Origin of the sequence: Salinicola sp. MIT1003 (assembly GCF_001858555.1) — a bacterium.
Taxonomy (GTDB): Bacteria; Pseudomonadota; Gammaproteobacteria; order Pseudomonadales; family Halomonadaceae; genus Salinicola; species Salinicola salarius.
The window spans coordinates 25,055-49,776 of the sequence record NZ_MCAP01000055.1 but is presented as its reverse complement, the minus strand read 5'-3'; the positions used below and the strand labels follow the sequence as shown (position 1 = coordinate 49,776).

Genomic DNA, 24,722 nt, shown 5'->3' with positions numbered 1-24,722 from the left:
TGACAACTCCCGGCAAAGATGCGCTAAGCTCTGTCTGAAAACGCGACCGACCCGATCGTCGCTCAGGACATCATCTCTGTCTCTTCGCTCGGCGTCGGCGCTTCTCACCTATTCCGGATCAGGAGCCAGCATGAGTCACAATCCCCCCGTCGCTTTCATTACCGGTGCCACCTCAGGGTTCGGGCGTGCCTGCGCCCATCGCTTTGCCGAGGCGGGCTGGGCCCTGGTGCTGACCGGCCGCCGGCAGGAGCGTCTGGAAGCGGTCAAGCAGCAGCTGGAAGATCAGGTCCCGGTTCATGTCGCCACGCTGGACGTGCGCGAGCGCGACGCCGTCGCCCAAGTGGTCGAGGCACTGCCGCCAGCGTTCAAGGCCGTCAAGGTGCTGGTGAACAATGCCGGGCTGGCGCTGGGTGCCGGCCCGGCCCAGGAAGCGAATCTGGACGACTGGCAGACCGTCATCGACACCAACATCACCGGCCTGGTCAACGTGACGCGTACGCTGCTGCCGACGCTGATCGAGGTCGGCCGCGGCGCCGCCATCATCAACATCAGTTCCACCGCCGCGCTATGGCCCTATCCGGGCAGCCACGTCTACGGCGCGTCCAAGGCGTTCGTCAACCAGTTCTCCTACAACCTGCGCTGCGATCTCAAGGGCACCGGCGTTCGCGTCACCGACATCGCGCCCGGCATGGCAGAAACCGAGTTCACCCTGGTGCGGATGAAAGGCGACCAGAGCGCCCACGACAAGCTCTATGGCGGCGTGGAGCCGATCCAGCCGGAAGATGTCGCCGAACAGGTCTTTCTCGCCGCGACGCTGCCGCCGCACCTCAACATCAACCGGCTCGAGCTCATGCCCGTTTGCCAGTCGTGGGGCGGGCTCTCGATAGATCGGGACTGACTGACGGCGACGACAAACCGGCAAGCCCCGACGTCGCTGGCAATATTACGGCGGTCGGGGCACTCTCGAAGACGGGTAACGCCCGCCACCGGGTGCCATATCCACAATCACGGCCTCTCCACGATTACAGCCATCTCCACAATCACAGCTATCTTCATAATCACAACAATGAGATCGACATGTCTGACGTTTCTCCCGCTGCCGCGACGACCGCTCACGAGCGGCCACCTCTGTGGCTGACCGCCGCCCCCGGCCTGTTCCTTCTGTTGTGGTCGCTGGGATTCCCGGTCGCGAAGATCGGCACCCTTCACGTGGACCCGTTGCTGTTTCTGGGTCTACGGTTCGTGCTCGTGCTGGCGATCATGCTGCCGATCTGGCTGTGGCTGCGCCCGCCGATGCCGGCCCGGCCGAGCGCCTGGGGCCATCAGGCGGTGGTCGGGTTCCTGATCCAGACCGTCTACTTCGGCTGCTGCTACAGTGCTTTCGCCCTCGGCAGTTCCGCCGGCGTCGTGGCACTGATCGTGTCGCTGCAGCCGATCCTGGTCGCCCTCGCCGCCCCGGCGATGGTGGGAGAAACCATCGGCACGCGACGCTGGCTCGGTTTCGGGCTGGGTTTCGTCGGCGCCGTGGTGGTGATTCTCGGTCGTTCGACGGTGGAAGGCGTCACGCTCAGTGGCCTGCTGCTGACCATCGCCGCCCTGCTCGGGATGAGCGGCGCGACACTCTACGAAAAGCGCTACGGCCAGCCGCTGCATCCGGTCAGCGCCAACCTGATTCAATACGCCACCGGCCTGATCACGACACTGCCACTGATCCTGCTGTTCGGGCATTTCACGCTCGACTGGGACGGCGCGCTCGCCGGATCGCTGGCCTACCTGGTCATCGGCAATTCCCTGATCGCCATCTCGCTGCTGTTGGCGATGATCCGACGTGGCGAAGCCTCGCGGGTATCGGCACTTTTCTACCTGGTGCCGCCCTGCGCCGCGCTGTTCTCCTGGTGGCTGATCGACGAGCCCATGCCGCCGATCTCGTGGCTGGGCATGGGCATCGCCGCCGCCGGTGTCGCCCTGGTCAGCCGCAAGCCCCGCAACCGGCAAGCGTAAGGGCGGTGGCGGCATTCGGCGCCTGGCGGTCAGCGCCTGGCAATCAACTCTTGGCGATCAGCAGCGCCCCGGCGCCGATCATCAACGACCCGGCACCCCGATTGAGGCGCCGCTGGGCGTGGGAGGAGCGAAAGATCCGCCGCGCCCGCGCCGCGCCGGCCGCGACCAGGCAGAGCCCGCCCATCAGGCCAACGACGGTCAGCGCCACCAGCAGCGTCAGCGAAGAACCACCGAGCCGATCCAGATCGACGAAGGTCGGCAGGAACGCGATATAGAACAGGATCACCTTGGGGTTGGAGGCGGAGATCAGAAAGCCCTGCATCATGCCGGCAAGCGCCCCGCCGCTGGCGCCGGCCGCGGGCATCTCGTCGTCCTGCGTCGGGCTCGTCCACAGCTTCCAGCCGAGATAGAACAGATAGAGCGCGCCCAGAACCCGGATCACGCCGAAGACTTCTCCCCAATGCTCGGCGAGGGTCGCCAGGCCGAAGGTGGCGAGCAGCAGGTAGAGCACGTCACTCAGCGTCATGCCCACCGTCAGCGAGAGGCAGCGGCGGAAGCCGGCATTCATGCCGGTGGCGATCAGGGCGAACACGCCCGGGCCGGGCGTGATGGCGAACAGGAAGATCGCCAGAAGATAGGTAACGGCACTTTCGAATGTCATGTGGGTTCACAGGTCCGAGGTCGACGAGCGTCGATTGTCTACCTCGAAAAAGCGGCAGCGCAAGTGCGCTGCCGCTCGGGGTCGTTGCCGCGAACCGGTAGGCTCAGCAATTGCCCTTCTTGGCCTGACCCGGCGGGCAGAAGTCACCGTCGCCGTGACCATGGCCGTGATCGCCATCGCCGATGATGACCGGCGGTTCCGGATCGATCCGCGCCGGGTGATAACTGCAGGCGCTCAACAGCACCATCGCCAGCAGCCCCCAGATCGCCGCGATCATGTAGCGCGGCCGCTGTTTCTTCTCGCTCTTGGACACACCTTGCTCCTTGTTTTCATGCCGGTCGATGTCACGCCGGCCTCGTCGATCAGCGTAACACGAAGCTAGCCTCCAGCATCTCAGAGCCAGTTTATGATCTCGCGAGCTAGGATCAAACTAGGCGAAAACGACTGAGGAAACGGAGTTTACATAGGGGTAAATGAGTATTCCGAAGTCGTTTTCAACAACGTTTGGCCGACGCGCAGCAGATTGTAAACAGGCTCTCAGCGGCCGAACACGACCTTGGCCACATCCGGATAAACCCTGGCGAAGTGCACGGTCATCCCTTTCTTGAGGTAGGCCGGCAGCTCGTCGTAGTCGCGCTTGTTGGCCTCCGGCAGGATCAGCTCGAAGATATCGCTGCGGCGCGCGGCGATCACCTTCTCGCGGATACCGCCCACCGGCAGTACCTGGCCGGTCAGCGTCAGCTCGCCGGTCATCGCCAGCGGGCGATCGATGCTCTGGTTCCGGGCCAATGACATCAGCGCCGTGGTCATGGTGACGCCGGCAGACGGCCCGTCCTTCGGCGTCGCGCCCTCGGGAACATGGAGGTGAATGAACGCCTCGTTGAAGAAGTCCGCATCGGCCCCGTACTCGCCCAGATGCCCCAGCGTGTAGCTGTAGGCGATGTTGGCGGACTCCTGCATCACCTCGCCCAGCTTGCCGGTGAGCTTGAAGCCGCGGGTCAATGCGTGAACCTTGGTCGCCTCGATGGGCAAGGTGGCGCCGCCCATCGCCGTCCAGGCCAGGCCAGTGACCACGCCGACGCCCTTGAGCACCTTCTCCTTGCGGAACAGCGGCGCGCCAAGGAACTCTTCCAGGTTGTTGACCGAGACCTTGACCGTCTCCTGCTTCTCCTCGAGCATCTTGACCGCCGCCTTGCGCACGATCCGGTGGAGCTGCTTTTCCAGCTGGCGCACGCCGGCTTCTCGGGCATAGCCCTCGATCACCTGCTTGAGCGCGGCATCGGTCAGGTTGATGCGCTTCTTGGGAATGCGGTCACGCTCCAGCAGCTTCGGCCACAGATGATGCTTGGCGATCGCCATCTTCTCTTCGGCGATATAGCCCGAAAGCCGGATCTGCTCCATGCGGTCGAGCAGCGGCCCCGGAATGGTATCGAGCTGGTTGGCCGTACACACGAACAGCACCTTGGAGAGATCCAGGCGCACGTCGAGGTAATGATCGAGAAAGTCGACGTTCTGCTCCGGGTCCAGCACCTCGAGCAGCGCCGAGGCGGGATCGCCCTGGAACGACTGCCCCATCTTGTCGATCTCGTCGAGCATGATCACCGGGTTCTCGACCTCGACCTCCTTGAGCGCCTGCACCAGCTTGCCTGGCATGGCGCCGATGTAGGTGCGGCGGTGCCCCTTGATCTCGGCCTCGTCGCGCATGCCGCCCACCGAGAAGCGGTAGAACTTGCGCCCCAGGGCATCGGCGATCGAGCGTCCGACCGAGGTCTTGCCCACCCCGGGCGGGCCGACCAGCAGCACGATGGAGCCGCCGACATCGCCCTTGAACGACCCTTCGGCCAGGAACTCGATGATCCGTTCCTTGACGTCGGTGAGACCGTCGTGGTCACGGTCCAGCACGCCGCGGGCGCGCTTGAGATCGAGCTGGTCCTCCGAGGTAATGCCCCAGGGCAGCGAAGTCAGCCAGTCGAGATAGTTGCGCGTGGTGCCGTACTCAGGCGAGCCGGTTTCCAGCACCGACAGCTTGCCCAGCTCGTCGTCGATACGCTCCTGAACCCGCTCCGGCACTTCCAGATTCTCGAGCCGGCCGCGGAAGGTATCGACGTCGCTCTCGCGGTCGTCCTTGGAGATGCCCAGCTCTTTCTGGATCACCTTGAGCTGCTCGCGCAGGAAGAATTCGCGCTGGCGCTCCTGCATCTGCGAGTTGACCTGCTCGCTGATCTGGTTCTGCAGCTGCGCGACCTCGATCTCCTTGCGCAGCAACGGCAGCACCTTCTGCATGCGATCCATGATCGGCAGCGTCTCGAGCACGCCCTGCAGCTCGCGACCCTTGGCCGAGGTAATGGCGGCGGCGAAGTCGGTCAGCGGGCCCGGCTCGTGGGGGCTGAAGCGGTTGAGGTAGCTCTTCAGTTCCTCGCCGTAGAGCGGGTTGATCGGCAGCAGTTCCTTGATGCCGTTTATCAGCGACATCGCATAGGCGCGGGCTTCTTCGGCCTCGGCATCGACCGGCTCGCGCGGATAGGAGACCTCGACCAGATACGGCGGGGTCTTCGACAGCCAGCGCTGGATGCGGAAGCGACGCATGCCCTGGGCGATGAACTGGATCTGCTGCTCTTCGTTCTGGGCGCGGTGAACCTTCACCGCGGTACCGATCTCGGGGAAGCTGCCCGGGTTGAGTTCCTCGACCCCGACATCACCGACGAATGCCACCCCCACCATGTGGTGCGGCGTGTTGGCGACCCGTTTCATGGTCTCTTCCCAGCGCTGGCGCTGAATGATCAGCGGCTGCACCTGGGCCGGGAAGAACGGACGATTATGGATGGGGAGGAGATAGATTCGCTCCGGCAGATAATCGCCGGAGGGAACGACGGCGCCACTGGCCGATGAATGTGACATCTGATCATTGCCAGGTGTCTCCTGGCTGGCTTCGAAATAGTCCGCGGAATCCCGGTTATGATCGCTCATTATTCACCCTGAGTTCGTGGCCAGTGCTGGCCGAATGACCTAGGGATGCGGGCGCCGGGGCGGGAGTTCAAGTCGATGAAGGGAGATTGGTTCAGAAAACCGTGCCAGGCGCGAGAGCCTGGCACGGCCGGACCTTCGGATATCAGCCCGGATCGACCAGCAGCGGCACCAGCGGTATCTGCTGGCCATTGATGTCGAGCACGCCATCCGTCAGTTCGAGCTGCAGAGGGTCGCTGGTCAACGGCAGGCCCAGGAACATCATCAATAGCGCCGGCGCACCCTCCAGGGTCAGTCGCCCTTCCAGCCGCCGAACGACTTCGCGCTGAAGCGTATCGGCCGCCATCGTATCGAGATTCCAGTCTTCGATGCCCGCACCGTCGACGCCGAGCTCGCCACTGCCGCGCATGTTCATGCCCAGCACCGGGCTATTGGCGGTCAGGCTATCCAGCGAAAGATGCGGCGAGCCCGCCAGCAGCGCCTGGATCGACGGCTGCAAGGGCTGCAGCGCTGCCCGGATCCTGGCATCGTCCTCGCTATCGATGGCAGTCTGGATATCGGCCAGATGCTCGTCCAGCGCCGCTACCAGCGCTCGGTAGGCGTCGCCATCGACATGGTCCAGCGTCAGCGCGAAGCCGCCGTCGAAAATCGACTGGTCCTGCACCTGGGTCTCGCCCACGTTCGCCTGTAGCTGCATCACCAGCCGCTCGGCGTCGAGGTTGGCTTCCACGGCGTAGCGGAGATCCCGGGTGACCACGCTCGGATTGCCCTCGGGCGTGACCGTGGTGGTCGGGATGTTCAGCGACATCGCCTGCTTGAAGGCCTGGTCGTCGCCTTCGAACGTGCCGGACAGCGTGGTCCCTTCGATCAGGATATCGGTCTGGTCATCGGCCATTCGCAGTCGCGGCGCGTCTCCCTGAACGGTGACCTTGCCGTCGGCCTGCTCGAGATCGAGCGTCATGCCGTCGAAATCCAGCTGCATGTCGCGGGCCGTGGTGATCTCTCCAGCCGGGTCCTGCGTCGGCACGCTGACGGTCTGCGAGAAGCCCGGCAGCATGAAGTGCGCTTCCAGCTTCTGCTCGCGGGTCAGGAAACGTCCGGTCCAGGTCATCGGGCCTTCGCTCGCGAGCACATCGCCGAACAGCGTCTCGCCGCCACTGCCCCGTACCTGCGCTTCACCGTTCAGCGTCGTCTCGAGCAGGCCGTGCCCCGCCTGATACGGCACCTCGACGGCGACCGGGTCGGCATTCTGGGCCACCGCCACGTAACGCGCTTCGATGCGGCCGCTGGAATGGAACCAGCCACTGTCGACGTCATCGCGCGTGACCTGCCAATCGGGACTGGCATCGAGCCGCGTGACCAGCTTTTCGATCTCGCTATCGAAGCGCTGGCTCGAATAAGCCTGAGCGCCCAGATAGCCGCCCCCCGCCAACACGATCACCACCGCCCCGGCGATCAATCCTTTACGCATGTGTTGCTCCTGACGCTGAAATTAGGTGCTGTCCGGAAGTCGACGAGCAAAGGCCAGTCCCAGGCCCGCTCCCTACGGGCCAACGCACTTCCCGCATGCCTGTGGATCGCAAGGCAAAAGCCAACGAATAGAGAGAAGTTTACGGGATACGAAGGGGCCGTGGCTCGTGGCTCGTGGCTCGTGGCTCGTGGCTCGTGGCTCGTGGCTCGTGGCTCGTGGCTCAATGCAGCCAGAACCACAGATGCATCGTGCTCCAGGCGTACACCCCGGCGAGGATATCGTCGAACATGATGCCGATGCCCCCGGCGACACGGCGGTCGACCCAGCGAATCGGCCAGGGTTTGAGGATGTCGAAGACGCGGAATACCACGAAGCCCCACAGCGCGGCCTCCCAGGAGAACGGCACTGCTGCCATGGTCAGCCAGTAGCCGACGAATTCGTCCCAGACGATCCCGGAATGGTCGTGGACGCCGAGATCGCGGGAGGTCGTCTCGCAGAGCCAGATGCCGACCAGCGTCGCCACGCCCAGCAGCCCCATGTAGATCGTCAGCGGCAGCCCCGACAGCAGCCAGTAGAACGGGATCGCGGCCAGGGTACCGAAGGTCCCCGGCGCGAACGGCACGGCGCCGCTGCCCAGCCCGAACGCCAGGAAATGCGTCGGCCGACGCCATACACTCGTGGGCGCCCGGTTCATGAGGCGGTCTCCGGAAAGTGGTCCCACCCGCTGCGCTCGAGGTAGCGCGGAGGAATGCCCTGAATGCCTTCGCCCTCGATGATCCGCCCGATCGGCGTCAGCGGCAGATGTAGCGGAGCCAGGCGGCGCTGGGCTTCGGCAAGATCCGACTCCGCCAGCGTCACCAGCAGTTCATAGTCGTCACCGCCGTTGAGTACCCGCCCCCGGATCTCGTCCAGTTCGAGCGTCGCGCGCAGCGGTGTCGCCAGCGGCAACGACTCGAGATCGAGACGCGCCCCCACGCCGGAGGCCACCAGCACGTGCTGCAGGTCCGCCAGCAGGCCATCGGAAACATCGATCGCGCTACTGGCCAGCCCTCTCAGCGCTTCTCCCGCCGCCAGGCGCGGTTCGGGGCGAAGATAGGCCTCGAGCAGCGGATGCCCCGCCTCGCGTTCGCCCTGCTGCCAGCGCGCCAGCCCCGTGATCGCCCGCCCCGGATAGCCGGTTACCGCGACCAGATCCCCCGCCCGCGCCCCGCTGCGTCGTAACGCCTGGCCGGCCGGCAGCTCGCCATGCACCGTCACCCCGATCGTCAGCGCGCCGCGGGTCACGTCGCCGCCGACCAGCTCGCAGCCGCTGCGGGCGGCCAGTTCACGGAAGCCCTCGGCGAACGCCTCGAGCCACTCGGGGTCGGCCGCCGGCAGAGTCAGCGCCATGCAGCACCAGCGCGCCCTGGCACCCATCGCCGCGAGATCGCTCAAGGCGACGGCCAGCGCACGGTGGCCAATGGCCGCCGGCGGCGCGTCATGGGGGAAATGGACATCGACGACGGACGTATCGACGCTGATCGCGAGCTGATGCCCCGGGGTGGGCGCAAGCACCGCACAGTCGTCGCCGTTGCCGACGACGACATCGCTCCGCTCGGCCGCCGCCGGGCGCGACAGATAGCGAGCGATCAGCTCGAATTCGCTCAACGAAGCGCGAGTCATGTCAACGACGGCGAGCAGCGACCTCGGCGCCCCGCAGCCGCGAGGCGAGCTTGTCGAGGATGCCGTTGACGTATTTATGACCATCGGTCGCGCCGAATATCTTGGCCAGCTCGACCCCCTCGTTGATGACGGCACGATAGGGCACTTCGGGCCGGCGCGACAATTCGTAGGTCCCGAGACGCAGGATCGCCAGCTCGATGCGATCCAGGTCTTCCAGCCGCCGGTCGAGCAGCGGCGCAATGGTGGCGTCCAGCTCGGCGCGATGGTTGGCCGTGTTGTGCAGCAGATCATGGAACAGCGCCTTGTCGGCGATCTCCATCACCTTGTGCCAGTTTTCGTGATCCTCGAGATCGTCATCGGCGATCTGCGAGCGGAACTCGGCCTCGACGGCAGTGACCGACTTGCCAGTCATCTGCCACTGGTAGAGCCCCTGGACCGCCAGTTCGCGGGCGGCGCGACGCGACTCCTGAGCCGGCGTCGGCTGTCGTGACGGTGAACTCATGCCTCGCCTCCCAGTCGCTTGAATAGAGATACCATTTCCATGGCCGCCATGGCCGCCTCGGTGCCCTTGTTGCCCGCCTTGGTGCCGGCGCGCTCGATGGCCTGATCGATCGAATTGACCGTCAGCACCCCGTTGGCGATGGGGGTCGAGAACTCCAGCTGCAGGCTGCTCAGCGAGGAATTGCAGTTGCCCGCCACGTATTCGAAGTGCGGCGTACCGCCACGAATGACCGCACCCAGCGCGACGACCGCGTCGGGTCGGGACACCTGCAGCACGCGCTTGACCGCCAACGGCAGTTCCCAGGCGCCGGGGACATGAATCAGCTCGATGTTCTCCTCGCTGACGCCGTGGCGCATCAGGCTATCGATGGCGCCTTCCACCAGGCTATCGACGACGTGATGATTGAAACGGCCCACGACGATGGCATAGCGGCCATCGACATCGGTGAACTGGCCTTCCAGTTGAGCGATCGGTTGCATTATCGGGTTCCGGATACACTGCGCCAGAGTCGTCACGAATACGAATCTGGACGCGAAAAAACAGTCTGATTGGCCGGCGCCAGAACCTAGGGCCTAGCGCGCGAAGCCGGCCATCTTACCATGGCCGCGCGGCCTTACCACGCTCGCGACGGTTCCGGCTCGCGACAGTCGGGGCTCGAATCCCGCTCAGGCGTCGCCGCTGACCAGCTCGACCACCTCCAGATCGAAACCGGAGAGCGCCGAGAAACGCCACGGCGAACTCAGCAGACGCATCTTGCCGACGCCGAGCTGGCGCAGGATCTGCGCCCCGGTGCCGATCGACAGGAAGTTCCCCGATCCGTCGGCAGCGCTGGAACGCGGCGCCGGGCGATGCCCCAGCAGGACATCGAGCTGCTGCTTGAAATCCCCCTGAGGGCGCGTCTCGTCGAGCAGCACGAAGACGCCCGCCTCCGCCTGGCCGATCTCGGCCAGCGCGGTGTGAGCCGTCCAGTGGCTTTCCGCGCGACACAGCGCGAGCAGGTCGCGCAGCGTGTCGCCGCCATGCACGCGCACCGTCGTCGGCGTGGCGTGTTCGGGCTCGCCCTTTACCAGCGCCAGATGGTGCCGATCCTGAATGGTGTCGTGGAAGACATGCAGGGTCATCTCGCCGAACGCGGTCTGCACCGGCGTCTGCTCGATCGCCTCGACGGTACGCTCGTTGAGCATGCGATAGTGGATCAGGTCGGCGATGGTGCCGATCTTGATGTCATGCTCGGCGGCGAAGCGTTCGAGTTCCGGCCGGCGCGCCATGCTGCCGTCCTCGTTCATGATCTCGCAGATCACGCCGGTGGCCTCGAAGCCGGCCATGGCGGCCAGGTCGCAGGCCGCCTCGGTGTGGCCGGCACGACGCAGGACGCCACCCGGTTCCGCCATCAGCGGGAAGATATGACCGGGCTGGACGATATCTTCCGGTCGCGCCCCACGCGCCGCCGCGGCACGCACCGTGAGCGCGCGATCCGCCGCGGAGATCCCGGTGGTGACGCCGGTGGCCGCCTCGATCGAGACGGTGAACTTGGTGCCGTAGCCGGAGCCATTGTCGCTGACCATCAGCGGCAGCTTCAGCTGCTGGCAGCGCGCCTTCGACATCGGCTGGCAGATCAGCCCGCGAGCGTGACGCGCCATGAAATTGATATGGTCGGCCTCGACACACTCGGCCGCCATGATGATATCGCCTTCGTTCTCGCGGTCCTCGTCATCCATGAGGATGACCATCCTGCCTTGCCGAATCTCTTCGACCAGGACCTCGATACTGGCCAGCTGGTTCGATTGCGTTGTCGTCATTGCTGATTCATCCACGGAAACCGCCATCTGCTGAAACCATCGTTCAACGAGGCCAGAGAGGCTCGATGCGGCACAGCCTACCTGTCGCGGGACACGGACGCTACTGTCGGATGACAGCGACACGTCCCGGCCATTTCGGTGTGCGCGGCCTGTCCGCTCACCTCAGCTCGCCTCGATCGGACGCCCTGACGGGTCGTGCCGAAATATGCCAATCCTCGCCCACCGCGCGGATATCGTCGATCTCCAGCCGCCGCTGCTGGCTCATCGATACCAATCCCGGCAGGGCGAAGAGCGGCCGCGCCTCGCTGCCCAGCAGCGTCGGCGCCATGAACAGTTCGAGCCGATCGACGCAGTCCGCCTCCAGCAAGGCCCCGGCCAGGGTGGCGCCGGTCTCGATGAGGACTTCGTTGCATGCTTCCCGCGTCGCCAGATAGCGCAGCACGCCCGCGAACTCGACGCGCCCCTCGCCATTGGCCGGCATGAAGATCACCTCGGCGCCCGCCGCTTCGAGCTTGCGTCGGCGCTCGGTCATCTCCGGCTGGATCGTGAAGACCAGCGTCCGCCCCGGCTCGCTCAGGCAGGCCGCCGCCAGCGGCAGCCGCAGCTGGCTGTCGAGGATCACCCGCAACGGCTGGCGCCGGGCAATCGCCTCGGCATCATCCAGCCCCAACTGCCCGGCACGCACCGTCAGCCGGGAATCGTCGAAGATGATCGACTCCACCCCGGAGAGCACCGCGCTGGACGCGGCACGCAGACGCTGCACCTGCTGCCGCGCGGCCGGTCCGGTGATCCACTGGGATTCACCGTTGGCCATTGCCGTGCGCCCGTCGAGGCTCATCGCCATCTTCAGCGTGACCCGCGGCAGCCCGTCGCGCATGCGGCGAATGAAGCCGGGGTTGAGTCGTCGCGCGTCCTCCTCGAGCAGCCCGACCTCGACCTCGATGCCGGCGTCGCGCAGCATCGCGAAGCCTCGCCCGGAGACCTGCGGATTGGGATCTTCCATCGCCGCGACCACCTTCGCCACGCCGGCATCGATCAGCGCCTGGCTGCAAGGGCCGGTGCGCCCGGTATGCGAGCAGGGCTCGAGGGTGACGTATGCCGTCGCGCCACGGGCGGCCTCGCCGGCCATGCGCAGCGCGTTGACCTCGGCATGCGCCTCGCCGGCGCGCGCATGGAACCCTTCACCGACGATGCGGCTCTCCTTGACCAGCACGCAGCCGACCCGCGGGTTGGGATCGCAGGTGTATTGCCCGCGCCAGGCAAGCTGAATCGCCCGCGCCATCCAGACCGCCGGAGTCGAAGACCCGGCGCGGGGGGTGTCAGGGAAATGGGAAACAGACTCGGAACGGGACTGAGGCTCGGAACGGGAAAAGGGCATGGCGGCTCGCTCGAAAAGACGGGGAGTCTGGCAACGAAAACAGCGGCGCCATCTCAGCGAGGGTCGCCGTTGTCCTCCGAAGACGCTGCCGGCTCCTGGGAAAGCCGATCGATCTCGGCACGAAACTCGTCGAGATCCTGGAAACGGCGGTAGACCGAGGCAAAACGAATGTAGGCCACGTGATCGAGACGCTGGAGGGCTTCCATTACCTCTTCCCCCACGGCACGCGCTTCGACTTCCCGATCGCCGCGTGCCCGCAGTCGCTGGCGAATACGTTCGACAGCCGCCTCGAAGGACTCCACGCTGACCGGACGCTTCTCCAGTGCCAACGCCATGCCGGCACGCATCTTCTGCTCGTCGAAGCTCTCCCGGGAGCCATCGGACTTGATGACCCGTGGCATCACCAGTTCGGCGGTTTCGTAGGTCGTGAAGCGCTCGCCGCATCCGGCGCATTGACGACGACGACGCACCTGATCCCCTTCGGCCACCAGGCGGGAGTCGGTCACCTTGGTATCATGCGTACCGCAGAAAGGGCAATGCATCGTCGGAATCTACCTTCAGCGTGGGCGATCTGGACAACCGCCGCTATTGTTTAATGAACAGAATGAAGTACTGAACGTGAAGTACTGAACGTGAAGTACTGAATGCCCCATAGAGTGTAACGGTTTGGTCAACATAGCGGAAATACGCTGAAAATCAGCAGCCGTTTTCATGTTGGCCCATCTTCTGCAAGGATATCGTGACGATCGATCACGACGAGACCTCGATACGCAGGCCACGTACGCCAACCGCTGAGACCAGGAATCCCGCCATGCCGAGCCGTGCCGCGAACTACTCCGCGCTTTCCGAAGCGGATTTCATCGAGCGCGCCAACGCGCGCCTGGAAGAGGTATACGGCCCCCGGCGCGACGAAATCATGCGCCGCCTGATGACGCTGCTGATGCACCAGCGTAGTGCATTGGATACGTCGCCGAAGCCGACATGGAGCGAGCGCGACCAGGTTCTGATCACCTACGGCGATACCATCATCGACGGCGACCGACCGCCGCTGGAAGTGCTGGACGACTTTCTCGCCACGCGTCTCAACGGCACGTTCAGCGGTCTGCATATCCTGCCGTTCTTTCCCTGGAGCAGCGACGACGGCTTCTCGGTGATCCACTATCGCGAAGTGAACCCCAGCCTCGGCGACTGGCAGGACATCCGCCGGCTGGCGTCGCGGGTCGACCTGATGGTCGATCTGGTCATCAATCATGTCTCCCGCGATTCGCTGTGGTTCACTGACTACCTCTCCGGCACGCAGCCGGGGCGCGACTACTTCATCGAGATGGACCCGGAAACGGATCTCTCCATGGTCACGCGGCCGCGCAATTCGCCGTTGCTGGTGCCGGTCTCGACGCGACGGGGCACCCGCTACCTGTGGGCGACCTTCTCCGAGGACCAGATCGATCTCAACTTCGCCAACCCGGACGTGCTGCTGGAGTTCGTCGGCATCCTGCTCTATTACGTCCAACAGGGCGCGCGCATCATCCGTCTCGACGCGGTCACGTACCTATGGAAGGAAGTCGGCACCAACTGCGTCCACCTGCCCCAGACCCATGCCATCGTACGGCTGCTGCGAGCGATTCTGGATTTCATGGCGCCGGGCACGCTGCTGATCACCGAGACCAACGTGCCGCATCACGAAAACATGAGCTACTTTGGTCTCGAAAGGCTGGGTCTCGAAAGGCTGGGTCTCGAAAGGCTGGGTCTCGAAAGGCCGGGTCTTGAAAGGCTGGGTCTCGAAAGGCCGGGCCCCGAACGACTGGATCCCGAACGGTCGGGTCTAGAACGACAGAGCCCCGACCGTCTGGAAGACAAGCGCTCGATGCCCGACGAAGCGCACATGATCTACCAGTTCACGCTGCCGCCCCTGCTCGTGCATACCCTGACCAGCGGCGATGCCACCACCCTGAGCGACTGGGCGCGGAGCCTGCCGACGCTGCCGCCGGGTTGTACCTACTTCAACTTCACCGCCAGCCACGACGGCATCGGGGTCAGGGCGCTCGAGGGGCTGCTGCCGCAGCACGAGCTGGACATCATGCTCGAACTGATGCACCGCTTCGGCGGCTACGTCAGCATGAAGACCAACCCGGACGGCAGCGACTCGCCCTACGAGATCAACATCACCTATTACGACGCCATGAAGGGCACCCGCCGAGGCGCCGATGCCTGGCAAGTCGAACGCTTCCTGTGCAGCCAGAACCTGATGCTGGCGCTGCAAGGCATTCCCGGCGTCTATATTCACAGCCTGACCGCGACGCTCAACGACCACGGCGGCGTCGAACGCAGCGGCAAGCTGCGTTCGATCAATCGCCGCCGCTGGCCCAAGGAGGAACTGGACGAGCTCATCGACAGCCGCAGCACGCCGACCCGCGAGGCGTTCACCTCGCTCAAGCGGCGGCTCAACATCCGTGCCAACGAGCCCTGCTTTCATCCCGAAGCCACCCAGCGCGTGCTCGACACCCCGCCCGGCATCTTTGCCATCGAGCGCGGCCCGCTGGCCAACGGGCGGCGTCTGCTGGCGATCTACAACATCAGCGACAAGCGCCAGCCGCTGGAGATCGCCGAGCTCTGCGAGGGCGAATGGTACGACGTGCTCAAGGATGGCAAGCGCTGGAACCCGCATCCGGAAGAACGCGATATCCTGCGCCCCTACCGCAGCCTGTGGCTGGTGCAGCCCTGACGCGTATCGGGGCGCGGTCGTGAAGGAAACGGCAACAGACCCGACGCGGGCGGTGAATCGAAACGATGGCACCGCCCGCCCAGGCTGCCGTTCGGTCGGCGGCAGCGGCGCCTACACGTCGCCGCTGTTATCCAGCTCCACCGCCTCGTAGAGCCGGTCCTGCAGGTCGGGAATGGCGGCCTGCACCCGGTTCCAGCTGGGGATGAACGGCTTGTCGCGGGGTGATTCGAAGAACGCGGCGCCGGCCTGCATGATGTTGTCGGCGAACAGCTCCACCGCTGCCTCCTCGCTGTGGCGGTCGAGCTTGAGCCCGTTCATCGCCGCGTCGTGATCGTAGGCTTCGATCAGATCCAGCGCCACGCGATAGTAGGTCGCCTTGACGGTACGGAAGCTCTCGACGCTCATCTCCACGCCGAGCGTCGCCAGCTTGCGGTACATCGCCTTGGCGATATCCATGCTCATGCGGTTCAGACCACCCGACGGATCGTCTTCCGACACCGGCTGATGCTTGTGATCGTAGGCATCGGCGATATCGACCTGGCACAGCCGCTTGGTCGAGAAGTTGCGATGCACCTCGGAAAGCACGCCGATTTCCAGCCCCCAGTCGCTGGGAATGCGAATGCCATCGAGCACATCGGCCCGCATCGAGAACTCGCCGGAGATCGGATAGCGGAAACTGTCGAGATAGTCCAGATAAGGCAGCGGCCCGTAGATCATCTTGAACGCCCGGATCAGCGGCGTGACCATCAGCCGCGCCACACGACCGTTGAGCTTGCCGGAGGCGATCCGTGAGTAGTAGCCCTTGCAGAACTCGTAGTGGAATCGCGGGTTCGCCACCGGATAGATCAGCCGCGCCAGCAGGCCGCGATCGTAGGTGACGATATCGCAGTCATGCAGCGCCACCGCCTCGGTCTTGCCGGAAGCGCGCACGTAACCGGAGCAATACCACACATTGCAGCCCTTGCCCGGCTCCAGCGGCGCCAGATTTTCCCCGGCCAGTTCCTGCTGCAGCGCCTGGAGACGCGGGCCATCGTTCCACAGGATGCGGTGATGCTGCGGCAGGCGCGAGAAGAACTCGCGTGCCTTCAAGAACTGCTCGCGATCGGCGCGATCCAGGCCGATGACGATCTCGCTGAGATAAGGCACCTTGCACAGCTCGTCGACGATGTGCGAAAGCGCCGGCCCTTCCAGCTCCGAATACAGCGACGGCAGGATCAACCCCATCGGCCGGCTGCGCGAGAACTGCTTGAGATCGGTTTCCAGCGCCTCCACCGAGCGGCGGGTGAGGTTGTGGAAGTTGGTAACGATACCGTTCTGATAAAAGTCACTCATGAGGAGTCCTCGTGATGTTGTCGTCCTGGCGTCAGTCCCTGACGCCTGCTATCGGACTATCCGTTCAACCTCATTCATCTCGACCCCATTCGTCTCGACCTCGTTCATCTCGACTCGATTCATCTCAACGCCATCCGTTTCAGGGCGAGCCGTTCGCTTATCACCCCAGCGCTTGGGTCAACCAGTGGGATACGCCTTCCGACCACCCCGCCGGTCCCTGGGCCCGGGTCCGATAGACCTGCGAACCTTCCAGCGGCATCGGTTGGCCGTGACTGGCGGCGATGACGACCGCCATGTCGGTGGCCGCCAGCAGCGCCAGATCGTTGGGGCCATCGCCCAGGCCGATCGTCCGCGGGCGATAGCCGCGCAGCGCCTCGAAGCGCGCCACCAGCCAGTCCGACGCCTGGCCCTTGTCGACCGCGCCCATCACGTGCCAGAAGCGTCCGCCGCGGGTCAGGCGCAGGCCGTCGACACGCAGTGTCTCGTGCAATGCCTGCAGTTTGATGTCGTCGTCTTCCCACACCAGCGGCTCGCTGCCTTCTCGGGCCATGGCCTGCTCGGCACCGGCGGCGCTGAGGCCGGTCAGCGCCTGAACTTCGGCCAGATCCATTTCGCCCATGCGCCGAAAGCGCAGATCGTGACGTTCACGGACCACGTCCAGGCGCCGCCGTATATAGTCGACGTCCATGCTCGGCGTCTTGACCACCAGGCCATCCGGCGAGGCAGGATCACGATCCAGCCGGGCGTGCTGCCAGGAAGGCGGCAGCCCGATCACCGCGCCGTTTTCGGCAATGAACGGGGTCTGTTCGAGCCCCAGTTCCTGGCGCAGCGCCAACAGTTCGGCGCGCGTCTTGCTGGTGGTGGGAATGACCGGAATCGCCTGCTGCTCGAGACGCGAGAGCCAGGCCGAGGCCGGCTGCCAGTCGTAGGTGTCGTGATCCAGCAGCGACCCATCGAGATCGGTAAACACCAGCATGGGTGGCTTGTTCAGAGCCGGCTGTGTCATGGCATCACCCGCATCGCTTCACCTCGTCATGTCGTACGCGATCGGCTGCTTGTCAGCAGACGTATAGGTGAAGGTAGCACGGATCATGCCAAACACGACGGCCCGGGATATTCGTGAATATCCCGGGCCGTCGTCATCGATTTCGTGGTACCGGAACGCGCAGCAATGCACCATGATGGTGCGCCGTCGCGTACGTGCGCGCCGTTATCGCCCGGCGTGGCGTGCAGCGACCGCCATTACCCCGGCCAGCGTGGCCCGGTCGCTGTCGACCGCCTCGACACGGATGCCGGCGGCTTCCAGCGCGAGGGTATAGCTCTCGCGCAGCGAATCGGCGCCGACCAGCCGCACGGTATCGAGCCCGGGGCGAGCCTTTCGCATGGCGTGTACCTCTTCCCCGATCAGCACGCCGGAGAGGAAGCTGCCCACCTGCCCTGCTTCGAGCCCGGCATAGAGATGCCGGCTGCGCGCCTCGAACAGCGCATGCATCACGCCGCCGGGGCAACCCGCCCGGGAAACGCCCAGCCGGAACGCCGACTCGTCGAACGGCGCCTCGTCGCGGGCCGGCTCCCCCGGCAAGGTGTGGAAGCGCACGGCGTGATAGAGCTCGCCGGTCATTACCGTGGTGAACTCGGTCATTCGACCGCCCTCGAGCCGCGCCCACTTGCTGTGGGTGCCCGGTAGGCAGCAATCGCCGCTGTCGACGCCCGCCAGCGCCAGCGCGCCGAACGCCTGGACCTCTTCGCCGCGCATCACGTCGACATGCTCCGGCGTCACCTGCTTGACGCCCGGCACGATCCAGACGTTATCGAGCCCGGGCGCGGCGACCACGTTGTCCGCCAGGTCGGCGGCCGTGGCCGGCAGCTCCAGCTGCGGCGCCTCGAACCAGCCCCGCGCCGAACCCACCATCCCGGCCAGATAGACCGGGACTGTTTCAGCGCCCGAAGCCGCGCCCTCGGCGCCCGAAGCCGCGCCGCCGCCATTCCGCCAGTCGTCGGTCTGCGACGCGCAGTAGTGGGGGAATTCGCTCTGGCTCAGCGCGCGCAGGCCGGAGGCCGAACGCCGGCTGTCCAGCACCTCGCCGCTGGCCGTGTCGACCAGAAACGCCCGGAAGTTGCTGGTGCCCCAGTCGATGACGATCAGACGATCGGGTGCCGCACCGCTCATGCGTCGGCCTCGCGTTCCAGCTGCTCCGCGTGGCTGGCGACTTCGCGCAGGCGGCGCCACTCCTCGACCAGCTCGGCGGCGATCCGGCCCACCTCGTCGGCGCTGCGTCCCGGCTTGTAGAGATTGCTGCCGAAGCCGAAGCCGGCCACGCCATGAGCATGCCACTCGCTCATGTTGCTCTTGTCGATACCGCCGACCGCCAGCACCGGCAAGCCCTTGGGCAGGATCGCGTTGATGGACTTGAAATAGCCCGTCCCCAGGTCCGCCGCCGGGAACAGCTTGAGCGCCGTCGCTCCCGCCCTGGCTGCCGCCAGCGCCTCGCTCGGCGTCATGCAGCCGATCATCGGCGCCAGGCCGTGCTCGACGCCCGCCCGGATCACTTCAGGGTCGGTGTTGGGCGTGATCAGCAGCGGCGCCTCGAGCGTCGCCAACCGCTCGGCATGAACCGGATCCAGCACCGTGCCGGCGCCAATCACCACGTCGTCCGGGCAACGCCTGGCGATCGCCGCAATGCTGTCCCACGCCCGCGGCGAATTGAGCGGAATCTCGATCAGCTTGAAGCCCGACGCCACCAGCGCATCGAACACCGCATCGATCTCTTCCGGCGTGATCCCGCGCAGAATGGCGACCAGCGGCCGCTCGCGCAGCGCCGATTCCAGGGCGAACTTGCGTGTCTCGTTCATTTCTCTCTCCTCGTTTCGGCCGGTCTAAATCGCATGATCGAGCGTAGCCAGCAGAGCGCCAGGTACGGAGCGCTCAAAAACCAGCCAAGCCGCGCATTTCTGGGCGCTCTGCGTCGGCGAGCGAAGACGGCTGAGCGCCAAGTACGGTGCGCTCGAGAGCCAGCCGAGCGAGCTGAAGCGCAAGGCGCCCGGCGCACAGAACCCGGAGCATATGGGGTATATGTGAGGAGTTCGCGCACCGGGCAACACTGCGATTCACTCGCGCAGGCGGCTATCGAGCGTGCCGTTACCATTCCGCGATCGAACCATCCTCATGCGTCCACACCGGATTTCTCCAGCGATGGCCGACCTTGGAACGCTCCTCGACGAAGTCCTCGTCGATCTCGACGCCAAGCCCCGGCCCCTGCGGGATCGCGCAGTACCCGTCCTCGATCGCCAGGGCGTTCTTGTCCACCAGGTAATCGAGCACGTCGTTGTCCCGATTGTAGTGGATACCCATGCTCTGCTCCTGGATGAAGGCGTTGTGATTGACCGCATCCACGTGCAGCGAGGCGGCCAGGGTCAACGGCCCCAGCGGGCAGTGCGGCGCTAGCGCCACGTCGAAGCAGGACGCCAGCGTGGCGATCTTCATGCCTTCGCTGATCCCGCCGCAGTGGGAAAGATCGGGCTGGACGATATCGACCATGCCCTCGGCGAGCAGGTCACGGAACTGGTAGCGGGTGTGCAGCCGCTCGCCCGTGGCGATGGGATACCCCAGGCCGCTGGCGATGTGCTTGAGGCTCGGCAGATGTTCCGGCAGCACCGGCTCTTCGACGAACATCGGATGATACGGCTCCAGCTCGCGCAGCAGCGCCTTGGCCATGGGTCGATGCACGCGGCCGTGGAAATCGATGCCGATGCCCACGTCCGGCCCTACCGCATCGCGCGCCTCGGCGACACGGGCCACCGCTTCGTCCACCTTGGCGTGGGAATCGACGATCGCCATCTCGGCGGTGCCGTTCATCTTGAAGGCGGTGAAGCCCTTGTCGACCAGCGCCTTGGCGCCGGCGCCGACATCGCTCGGCTTGTCGCCGCCGGTCCAGGCGTACATGCGCATCCTGTCGCGGCAGGCGCCACCCAGCAGCTGGTGAACCGGCACGCCGAGATCGCGCCCCTTGAGATCCCACAGCGCCTGGTCGATACCGGCAATGGCGCTCATCAGGATCGGCCCGCCGCGATAGAAACCGGCACGGTACATGATGTTCCACAGATGCTCGATGCGGTGCGGATCCTGGCCGATCAGATAGTCGGACAGCTCATGCACCGCCGCTTCGACAGTGGCTGCGCGCCCTTCGACCACGGGCTCGCCCCAGCCGTAGCAACCTTCATCGGTCTCGATCTTGAGAAACAGCCAGCGCGGCGGAACCTGCCAGGTTTTCAAACGGGTAATTTTCACGGATCACCTACACTTTTCGCTCTGGGGTTGAGTCGCTCGGCGCTCCCGGTCATGCCATGACGCCGGGAGCGCCTCGAGCGGAAGTCGGACGTTTACGACACCTTATACCAGCCACATTGCCAGATTCGGCCATACCAGCAGCAGCGCCAGCACGCAGAGCTGAATGGCGATGAACGGCAGCAGGGAAACGAAGATATCCTTCAGGCTGATCGACGGTGGCGCCACGCCCTTGAGGTAGAACGCAGCCGGCCCGAACGGCGGCGTCAGGAACGACACCTGCATGTTGACGGCAAACAGGATGCCGAACCACACCGGATCGTAACCGAGCTGGGTGACGATCGGCACGAAGATCGGCAGCGTCAGCATCGCGACGCCGATCCAGTCGAGGAACATCCCCAGCACCAGCAGGATCAGCATCATCACCAGCATGATCACGATGGGCGCGACATCCAGCCCCATGATCATCTGCGAGATGAAGCGATTGCCGCCCATCAGGTTGTAGACCCCCACCAGCGCAGCAGCCCCGATGCCGATCCAGATGATCATGCCGCAGGTGCTCAGGGTCTGGTTGAGGCTGGCATGCAGTGTCTTGATCGAGAACTCGCCGCGCAGAATGATCGCCACGAACACGCCGAAGACCCCCATGGCCGCCGCTTCGGTGACCGACGCGACACCGCCGTAGATCGTGCCCAGCACCAGAAACGCGATCAGTCCGGGTACCAGGATCGCCTTGAGCGCCTGCCCCCTGGTCTTGATCTCGTTGTTCTCCCGCTCTTCCGCGGTCAGCGGCGGCCCCAGCTTCGGGTTCTTCAGGCACCGCAGCAGCACGTAGAGGATGTAGCTGCCCATCAGCACCAGAGCCGGCGTGATGGCCGCAGTGAACAGATCCGCGATCGACTGGCTGGCGATCAGGCCGTAGATGATCAGCACGATCGACGGCGGCATCATCGTGCCCAGCGAGCCACCGGCACAGACCACACCGATGGAAAGATGCTTGTCATAGCCCAGGCGCAGCATCTGCGGCAGCGCCAGAATCCCCAGCAGCACGATCTCGCCGCCGATGATCCCCGACAGCGCCGCGAGGAAGAACGCCACGACCACGGTCTGGATCGCCACGCCGCCAGGCAGACGCCCGGCAAAGACCCGCATGGCGTTGAACAGATCCTTGGCGATGCCGGATCGATCCAACAGCGACGCCATCAGCACGAACATGGGCACCGCGACCAGCGAATACTCGGTAATGAAACTGTAGACGCGACTGGTGACCAGCGGCAGCGCCATCGGCCCGAACCAGCCGAACGTGAAGCCGAGCGCCACCAGACCGGTAATGAACGCCAGCGGCAGACCGGTGATCAGAAGCGCGAAGATGGCCCCGACCAGCAGCCAGGTTCCCGTTGCGATATCCATCAGACGTTCTCCCCGCGGTCATGGTTGGCCGCCGGGCGTCGCCCGGTCACGCTCTGGTAGAGATGCCACAGAGCCTGCAGCGTCATCAGCACCAGCGCCGCCAGAATCACCGTCTTCACCAGTGCCGGGAACGGCGGGTTCCACGAGGTTCCCGAACGCTCCAGACGCCAGTCCCCCATGGGGCCATGGGTCGCCGTCCAGCTCATGGTGAAGGCGGCATAGCTCATACCGAGACAAAAGCCCAGCGTGACCAGATCATTGAAGACATCCAGAGCACGCTTCAGGCGCGGGCCGGCGATGTCGTACAGCACGCGAACGCGAATGTGGCGATTGCTCGCCATCGCGACGGGGCCACCGACCGCAAAGGTCAGCGCCACCAGCATCACTACGGATTCATGCACCCAGGAGGTCGGCGAATCGAAGCCGTAACGCATGATCACCTCGAACACGCTGATCGCCATGGCGATGAAGACCAGCCAGGCGGCATAACGGCCGCCCCGACGCACCCAGCGGTCCAGCGGCGTGCGGATCTCGTCGTTGCTTTCCTCTTCCGGAACCTGGTTCTGAATCGGTTCCGGCGGCCCTTCCTGCACCGGCATCGTGACCTCGTCCGTATTACGGGTCGGTTGTGTCATCGTGGGTTCCCTAGAACGCCAGCCGCACATCGCCGCCCCGGGCGAACCGGAGCGGCGATGTCGGCCACGGGCGTCGTTACATCAGGTTGTTGTCTTGCAGGTAGCCCACGACCGAGTCGTAGAATTCCTGAGTGACGTCGTTGCGGCCGGCCCAGTCCTTCCACTCTTCCTGGGCGATGTGACGGAACTTGGCACGCTCTTCATTGGACATGTCGACGAGGTGGATATTGGGATCCTTGCGCGCTTCGCTCACGGCCTCGAGATCCAGCGTCTTCAGCTTGGCGACCATTTCGTAGGCCATCTGATCGACCGAGACTTCCAGAATCGACTTGAGATCGTCCGGCAGGCCATCCCAGATCTGCTTGTTGAGCGAGACGGCGACCATCGGCAGCGAGTGGAAGCCCGGATAGTTGGGATAGTTGGCGAACTCATACAGGCCCTGGGCGTAGTTGGTCGCGAAGACCGTGTAGTCCGCCGCGTCGATTACCCCTTTTTCCAGCGAGGTATACACTTCCGAGCCCGGCAGGTTGACCGGCGTCGCCCCCGCCTTTTCGAAGATGTTGTAGACCATACCTTCCGGCGCACGCACCTTGAGGCCTTTCAGGTCTTCGACCTTCTCGATCGGGCGCGAGGTCGGGAAGGATTCCAGCCCGGTCGCCGCGGCACCGATCAGGTGAACGCCATAGGGCTCGACCAGCTCGTTGTAGATCTGCTCGCCGCCGTGATACTTCATGTAGTCGAGGAACTGGTACGGATCGCTCCAGGCACCGACCAGATTACCGATCATGCCGAAGGCCGGATCCTGGCCCGAGAAATAGCTGGGATCGGTCAGGTGCCCCTGCAGAATGCCGGAACTCACCGCCTGCAGGGTCTGGTTGGCCTGCACCACGGCATTGACCGGCAGGATCTCGATGGCGATACGCCCGTTCGACATCTTCTCGACGTTCTCGGCCCATTCCTTCTTGATCTCGAACTGCGGTTCGCCGGCGGTTTCGGACGTCTGGAAGGTCCATTCATAGTCGGCAGCCTGAGCATTGAGCGCGAACGCGCCAAGCGCAGCGATGGCCAGCCCTTGAAGTGGCATGCGTAAAGTCATTGTGAGTCTCCAGTAGCGTTTGTTATCGCTCGAATGTCGGTGGGGACAGCGTGATCGAAGGCGATCGTTGCATGATGTCCTCCATTCCCAGATCCCGGCCGGTACGTTCCAGCACCGAGAGCGCCGCCTGCTCGGCGGCTTCCGGCTGACGCAGGCGAATCGCCTCCATCATCCGAAAATGGCGCGCCATGCTGTCGTCGAGCTCATCGGCACTGTGGTTGGAACGCTCGACGATCAGGGCAATGGCGGGTCTGAGCACGTGGCTGATCTGTGCCCAGATGAGGTTGTGGGAGGCCGCGAATATCGCCTCGTGGAAGGCCACGTCGTAGTCGTCGTGGCTCTGGCCCTGCCAGCGCAGATCAGCCTGCTCGAGGGCACGGATCATGCCTTCGTAGGCGGTCTCGATGGCGAGCAGATCCGAAGCCGTGGCATGGGTCGCGGCCAGGCCGGCCACGAACGGCTCGACGGCCACGCGAAAGGCGAAGACTTCCCGCTGCAGCCGCGGATTGGGCTGGGCGTAGCGCGCCATCCAGGCACTGACTTGAGGATCGAGCAGATGCCAGGCCGAAAGCTCGCGCACCCGTGTGCCCTGCCCGGAAACCCGCACCAGCAAGCCGACGTTGACCAGTTTCTGCAGCGCGCTTCGCACGGTGCTTCGGCTGACACCGAAGCGCTCGCAGAGGTCGATTTCCCGCGGGATCGTCTCGCCGATCGCGTACTGGCCGCTGAAAACGGCCTCGGCGAGGGCTTCGGCGATGTCCGGTCGCTGACTACGACTCGTGGCGGCCGTGGCATGACTCATGG

General features: G+C 64.9%; 23 protein-coding genes. 3 read left to right on the top strand and 20 right to left on the bottom strand.

What is annotated here, in order from left to right:
• Positions 1-130 precede the first annotated feature (130 nt).
• Complete coding sequence (locus tag BC443_RS14500) at positions 131-898, top strand: SDR family NAD(P)-dependent oxidoreductase (RefSeq protein ID WP_071232550.1); 768 nt, start codon at positions 131-133, stop codon at positions 896-898.
• Positions 899-1,077: 179 nt separating this feature from the next.
• Positions 1,078-2,001 (top strand): DMT family transporter, encoded by a 924-nt coding sequence (locus tag BC443_RS14495; protein ID WP_071232549.1) that lies wholly within the window; start codon positions 1,078-1,080, stop codon positions 1,999-2,001.
• A gap of 43 nt (positions 2,002-2,044) precedes the next feature.
• Here the strand turns inward: BC443_RS14495 and BC443_RS14490 are convergent, their stop codons facing one another.
• The 11 genes from BC443_RS14490 to nrdR form a co-directional block, all read right to left on the bottom strand.
• The gene (locus tag BC443_RS14490) at positions 2,045-2,662 is read right to left on the bottom strand and encodes a LysE family translocator (RefSeq protein ID WP_071232548.1); all 618 of its coding nucleotides are present in this window, start codon (positions 2,660-2,662) and stop codon (positions 2,045-2,047) included.
• Positions 2,663-2,765: 103 nt separating this feature from the next.
• The gene (locus BC443_RS14485; RefSeq protein WP_071232547.1) at positions 2,766-2,975 is read right to left on the bottom strand and encodes a hypothetical protein; all 210 of its coding nucleotides are present in this window, start codon (positions 2,973-2,975) and stop codon (positions 2,766-2,768) included.
• A 224-nt stretch (positions 2,976-3,199) separates the two neighbouring features.
• Positions 3,200-5,629 carry an endopeptidase La gene (gene lon / locus BC443_RS14480; RefSeq protein ID WP_071232546.1) on the bottom strand — a complete coding sequence of 810 codons (2,430 nt, stop codon included), beginning with the start codon at positions 5,627-5,629 and terminating at the stop codon, positions 3,200-3,202.
• A gap of 142 nt (positions 5,630-5,771) precedes the next feature.
• Positions 5,772-7,097 (bottom strand): DUF945 family protein, encoded by a 1,326-nt coding sequence (locus BC443_RS14475; protein WP_071232545.1) that lies wholly within the window; start codon positions 7,095-7,097, stop codon positions 5,772-5,774.
• A gap of 220 nt (positions 7,098-7,317) precedes the next feature.
• Positions 7,318-7,791 carry a phosphatidylglycerophosphatase A gene (locus BC443_RS14470; protein WP_071232544.1) on the bottom strand — a complete coding sequence of 158 codons (474 nt, stop codon included), beginning with the start codon at positions 7,789-7,791 and terminating at the stop codon, positions 7,318-7,320.
• A complete protein-coding gene (gene thiL, locus BC443_RS14465; protein WP_071232543.1) occupies positions 7,788-8,759 on the bottom strand; it encodes a thiamine-phosphate kinase in 972 nt (323 codons plus the stop codon). The genes BC443_RS14470 and thiL overlap by 4 nt, the downstream gene beginning before the upstream one ends.
• Before the next feature lies 1 nt (position 8,760).
• Positions 8,761-9,261 carry a transcription antitermination factor NusB gene (gene nusB / locus BC443_RS14460; protein ID WP_071232542.1) on the bottom strand — a complete coding sequence of 167 codons (501 nt, stop codon included), beginning with the start codon at positions 9,259-9,261 and terminating at the stop codon, positions 8,761-8,763.
• Positions 9,258-9,740 (bottom strand): 6,7-dimethyl-8-ribityllumazine synthase, encoded by a 483-nt coding sequence (gene ribE, locus BC443_RS14455; protein ID WP_071232541.1) that lies wholly within the window; start codon positions 9,738-9,740, stop codon positions 9,258-9,260. The genes nusB and ribE overlap by 4 nt, the downstream gene beginning before the upstream one ends.
• 186 nt (positions 9,741-9,926) lie before the next feature.
• Positions 9,927-11,060: a bifunctional 3,4-dihydroxy-2-butanone-4-phosphate synthase/GTP cyclohydrolase II gene (gene ribBA / locus BC443_RS14450; protein ID WP_071232653.1), complete on the bottom strand. Its 1,134-nt coding sequence runs from the start codon at positions 11,058-11,060 to the stop codon at positions 9,927-9,929.
• 157 nt (positions 11,061-11,217) lie between these two features.
• A complete protein-coding gene (gene ribD, locus BC443_RS14445; protein WP_071232540.1) occupies positions 11,218-12,342 on the bottom strand; it encodes a bifunctional diaminohydroxyphosphoribosylaminopyrimidine deaminase/5-amino-6-(5-phosphoribosylamino)uracil reductase RibD in 1,125 nt (374 codons plus the stop codon).
• A gap of 149 nt (positions 12,343-12,491) precedes the next feature.
• The gene (gene nrdR, locus BC443_RS14440; RefSeq protein ID WP_071232539.1) at positions 12,492-12,980 is read right to left on the bottom strand and encodes a transcriptional regulator NrdR; all 489 of its coding nucleotides are present in this window, start codon (positions 12,978-12,980) and stop codon (positions 12,492-12,494) included.
• Between the two features lie 269 nt (positions 12,981-13,249).
• Between nrdR and BC443_RS19145 the strand changes: the two genes are divergently transcribed.
• Positions 13,250-15,160, top strand: coding sequence for a sugar phosphorylase (locus BC443_RS19145; RefSeq protein ID WP_247643296.1), 1,911 nt, complete (start codon positions 13,250-13,252; stop codon positions 15,158-15,160).
• A 111-nt stretch (positions 15,161-15,271) separates the two neighbouring features.
• Here the strand turns inward: BC443_RS19145 and BC443_RS14425 are convergent, their stop codons facing one another.
• The 9 genes from BC443_RS14425 to BC443_RS14385 form a co-directional block, all read right to left on the bottom strand.
• Positions 15,272-16,492: a glycosyl transferase gene (locus BC443_RS14425; protein WP_071232538.1), complete on the bottom strand. Its 1,221-nt coding sequence runs from the start codon at positions 16,490-16,492 to the stop codon at positions 15,272-15,274.
• Positions 16,493-16,652: 160 nt separating this feature from the next.
• Positions 16,653-17,498: an HAD-IIB family hydrolase gene (locus BC443_RS14420; protein ID WP_083387429.1), complete on the bottom strand. Its 846-nt coding sequence runs from the start codon at positions 17,496-17,498 to the stop codon at positions 16,653-16,655.
• 204 nt (positions 17,499-17,702) lie between these two features.
• Positions 17,703-18,662: a 2-dehydro-3-deoxygalactonokinase gene (locus tag BC443_RS14415; RefSeq protein WP_083387428.1), complete on the bottom strand. Its 960-nt coding sequence runs from the start codon at positions 18,660-18,662 to the stop codon at positions 17,703-17,705.
• Positions 18,659-19,345, bottom strand: a complete 687-nt coding sequence (locus BC443_RS14410; protein WP_071232537.1) for a 2-dehydro-3-deoxy-6-phosphogalactonate aldolase — start codon at positions 19,343-19,345, stop codon at positions 18,659-18,661. The genes BC443_RS14415 and BC443_RS14410 overlap by 4 nt, the downstream gene beginning before the upstream one ends.
• Positions 19,346-19,631: 286 nt before the next feature.
• Complete coding sequence (gene dgoD, locus BC443_RS14405; RefSeq protein WP_071232536.1) at positions 19,632-20,780, bottom strand: galactonate dehydratase; 1,149 nt, start codon at positions 20,778-20,780, stop codon at positions 19,632-19,634.
• 102 nt (positions 20,781-20,882) lie between these two features.
• Positions 20,883-22,187: a TRAP transporter large permease subunit gene (locus BC443_RS14400; protein WP_071232535.1), complete on the bottom strand. Its 1,305-nt coding sequence runs from the start codon at positions 22,185-22,187 to the stop codon at positions 20,883-20,885.
• Positions 22,187-22,822, bottom strand: a complete 636-nt coding sequence (locus tag BC443_RS14395; RefSeq protein ID WP_071232534.1) for a TRAP transporter small permease — start codon at positions 22,820-22,822, stop codon at positions 22,187-22,189. The genes BC443_RS14400 and BC443_RS14395 overlap by 1 nt, the downstream gene beginning before the upstream one ends.
• Positions 22,823-22,898: 76 nt before the next feature.
• Positions 22,899-23,918 (bottom strand): TRAP transporter substrate-binding protein, encoded by a 1,020-nt coding sequence (locus BC443_RS14390; RefSeq protein ID WP_071232533.1) that lies wholly within the window; start codon positions 23,916-23,918, stop codon positions 22,899-22,901.
• A 22-nt stretch (positions 23,919-23,940) separates the two neighbouring features.
• A complete protein-coding gene (locus tag BC443_RS14385; protein ID WP_071232532.1) occupies positions 23,941-24,720 on the bottom strand; it encodes an FCD domain-containing protein in 780 nt (259 codons plus the stop codon).
• Positions 24,721-24,722 lie beyond the last annotated feature (2 nt).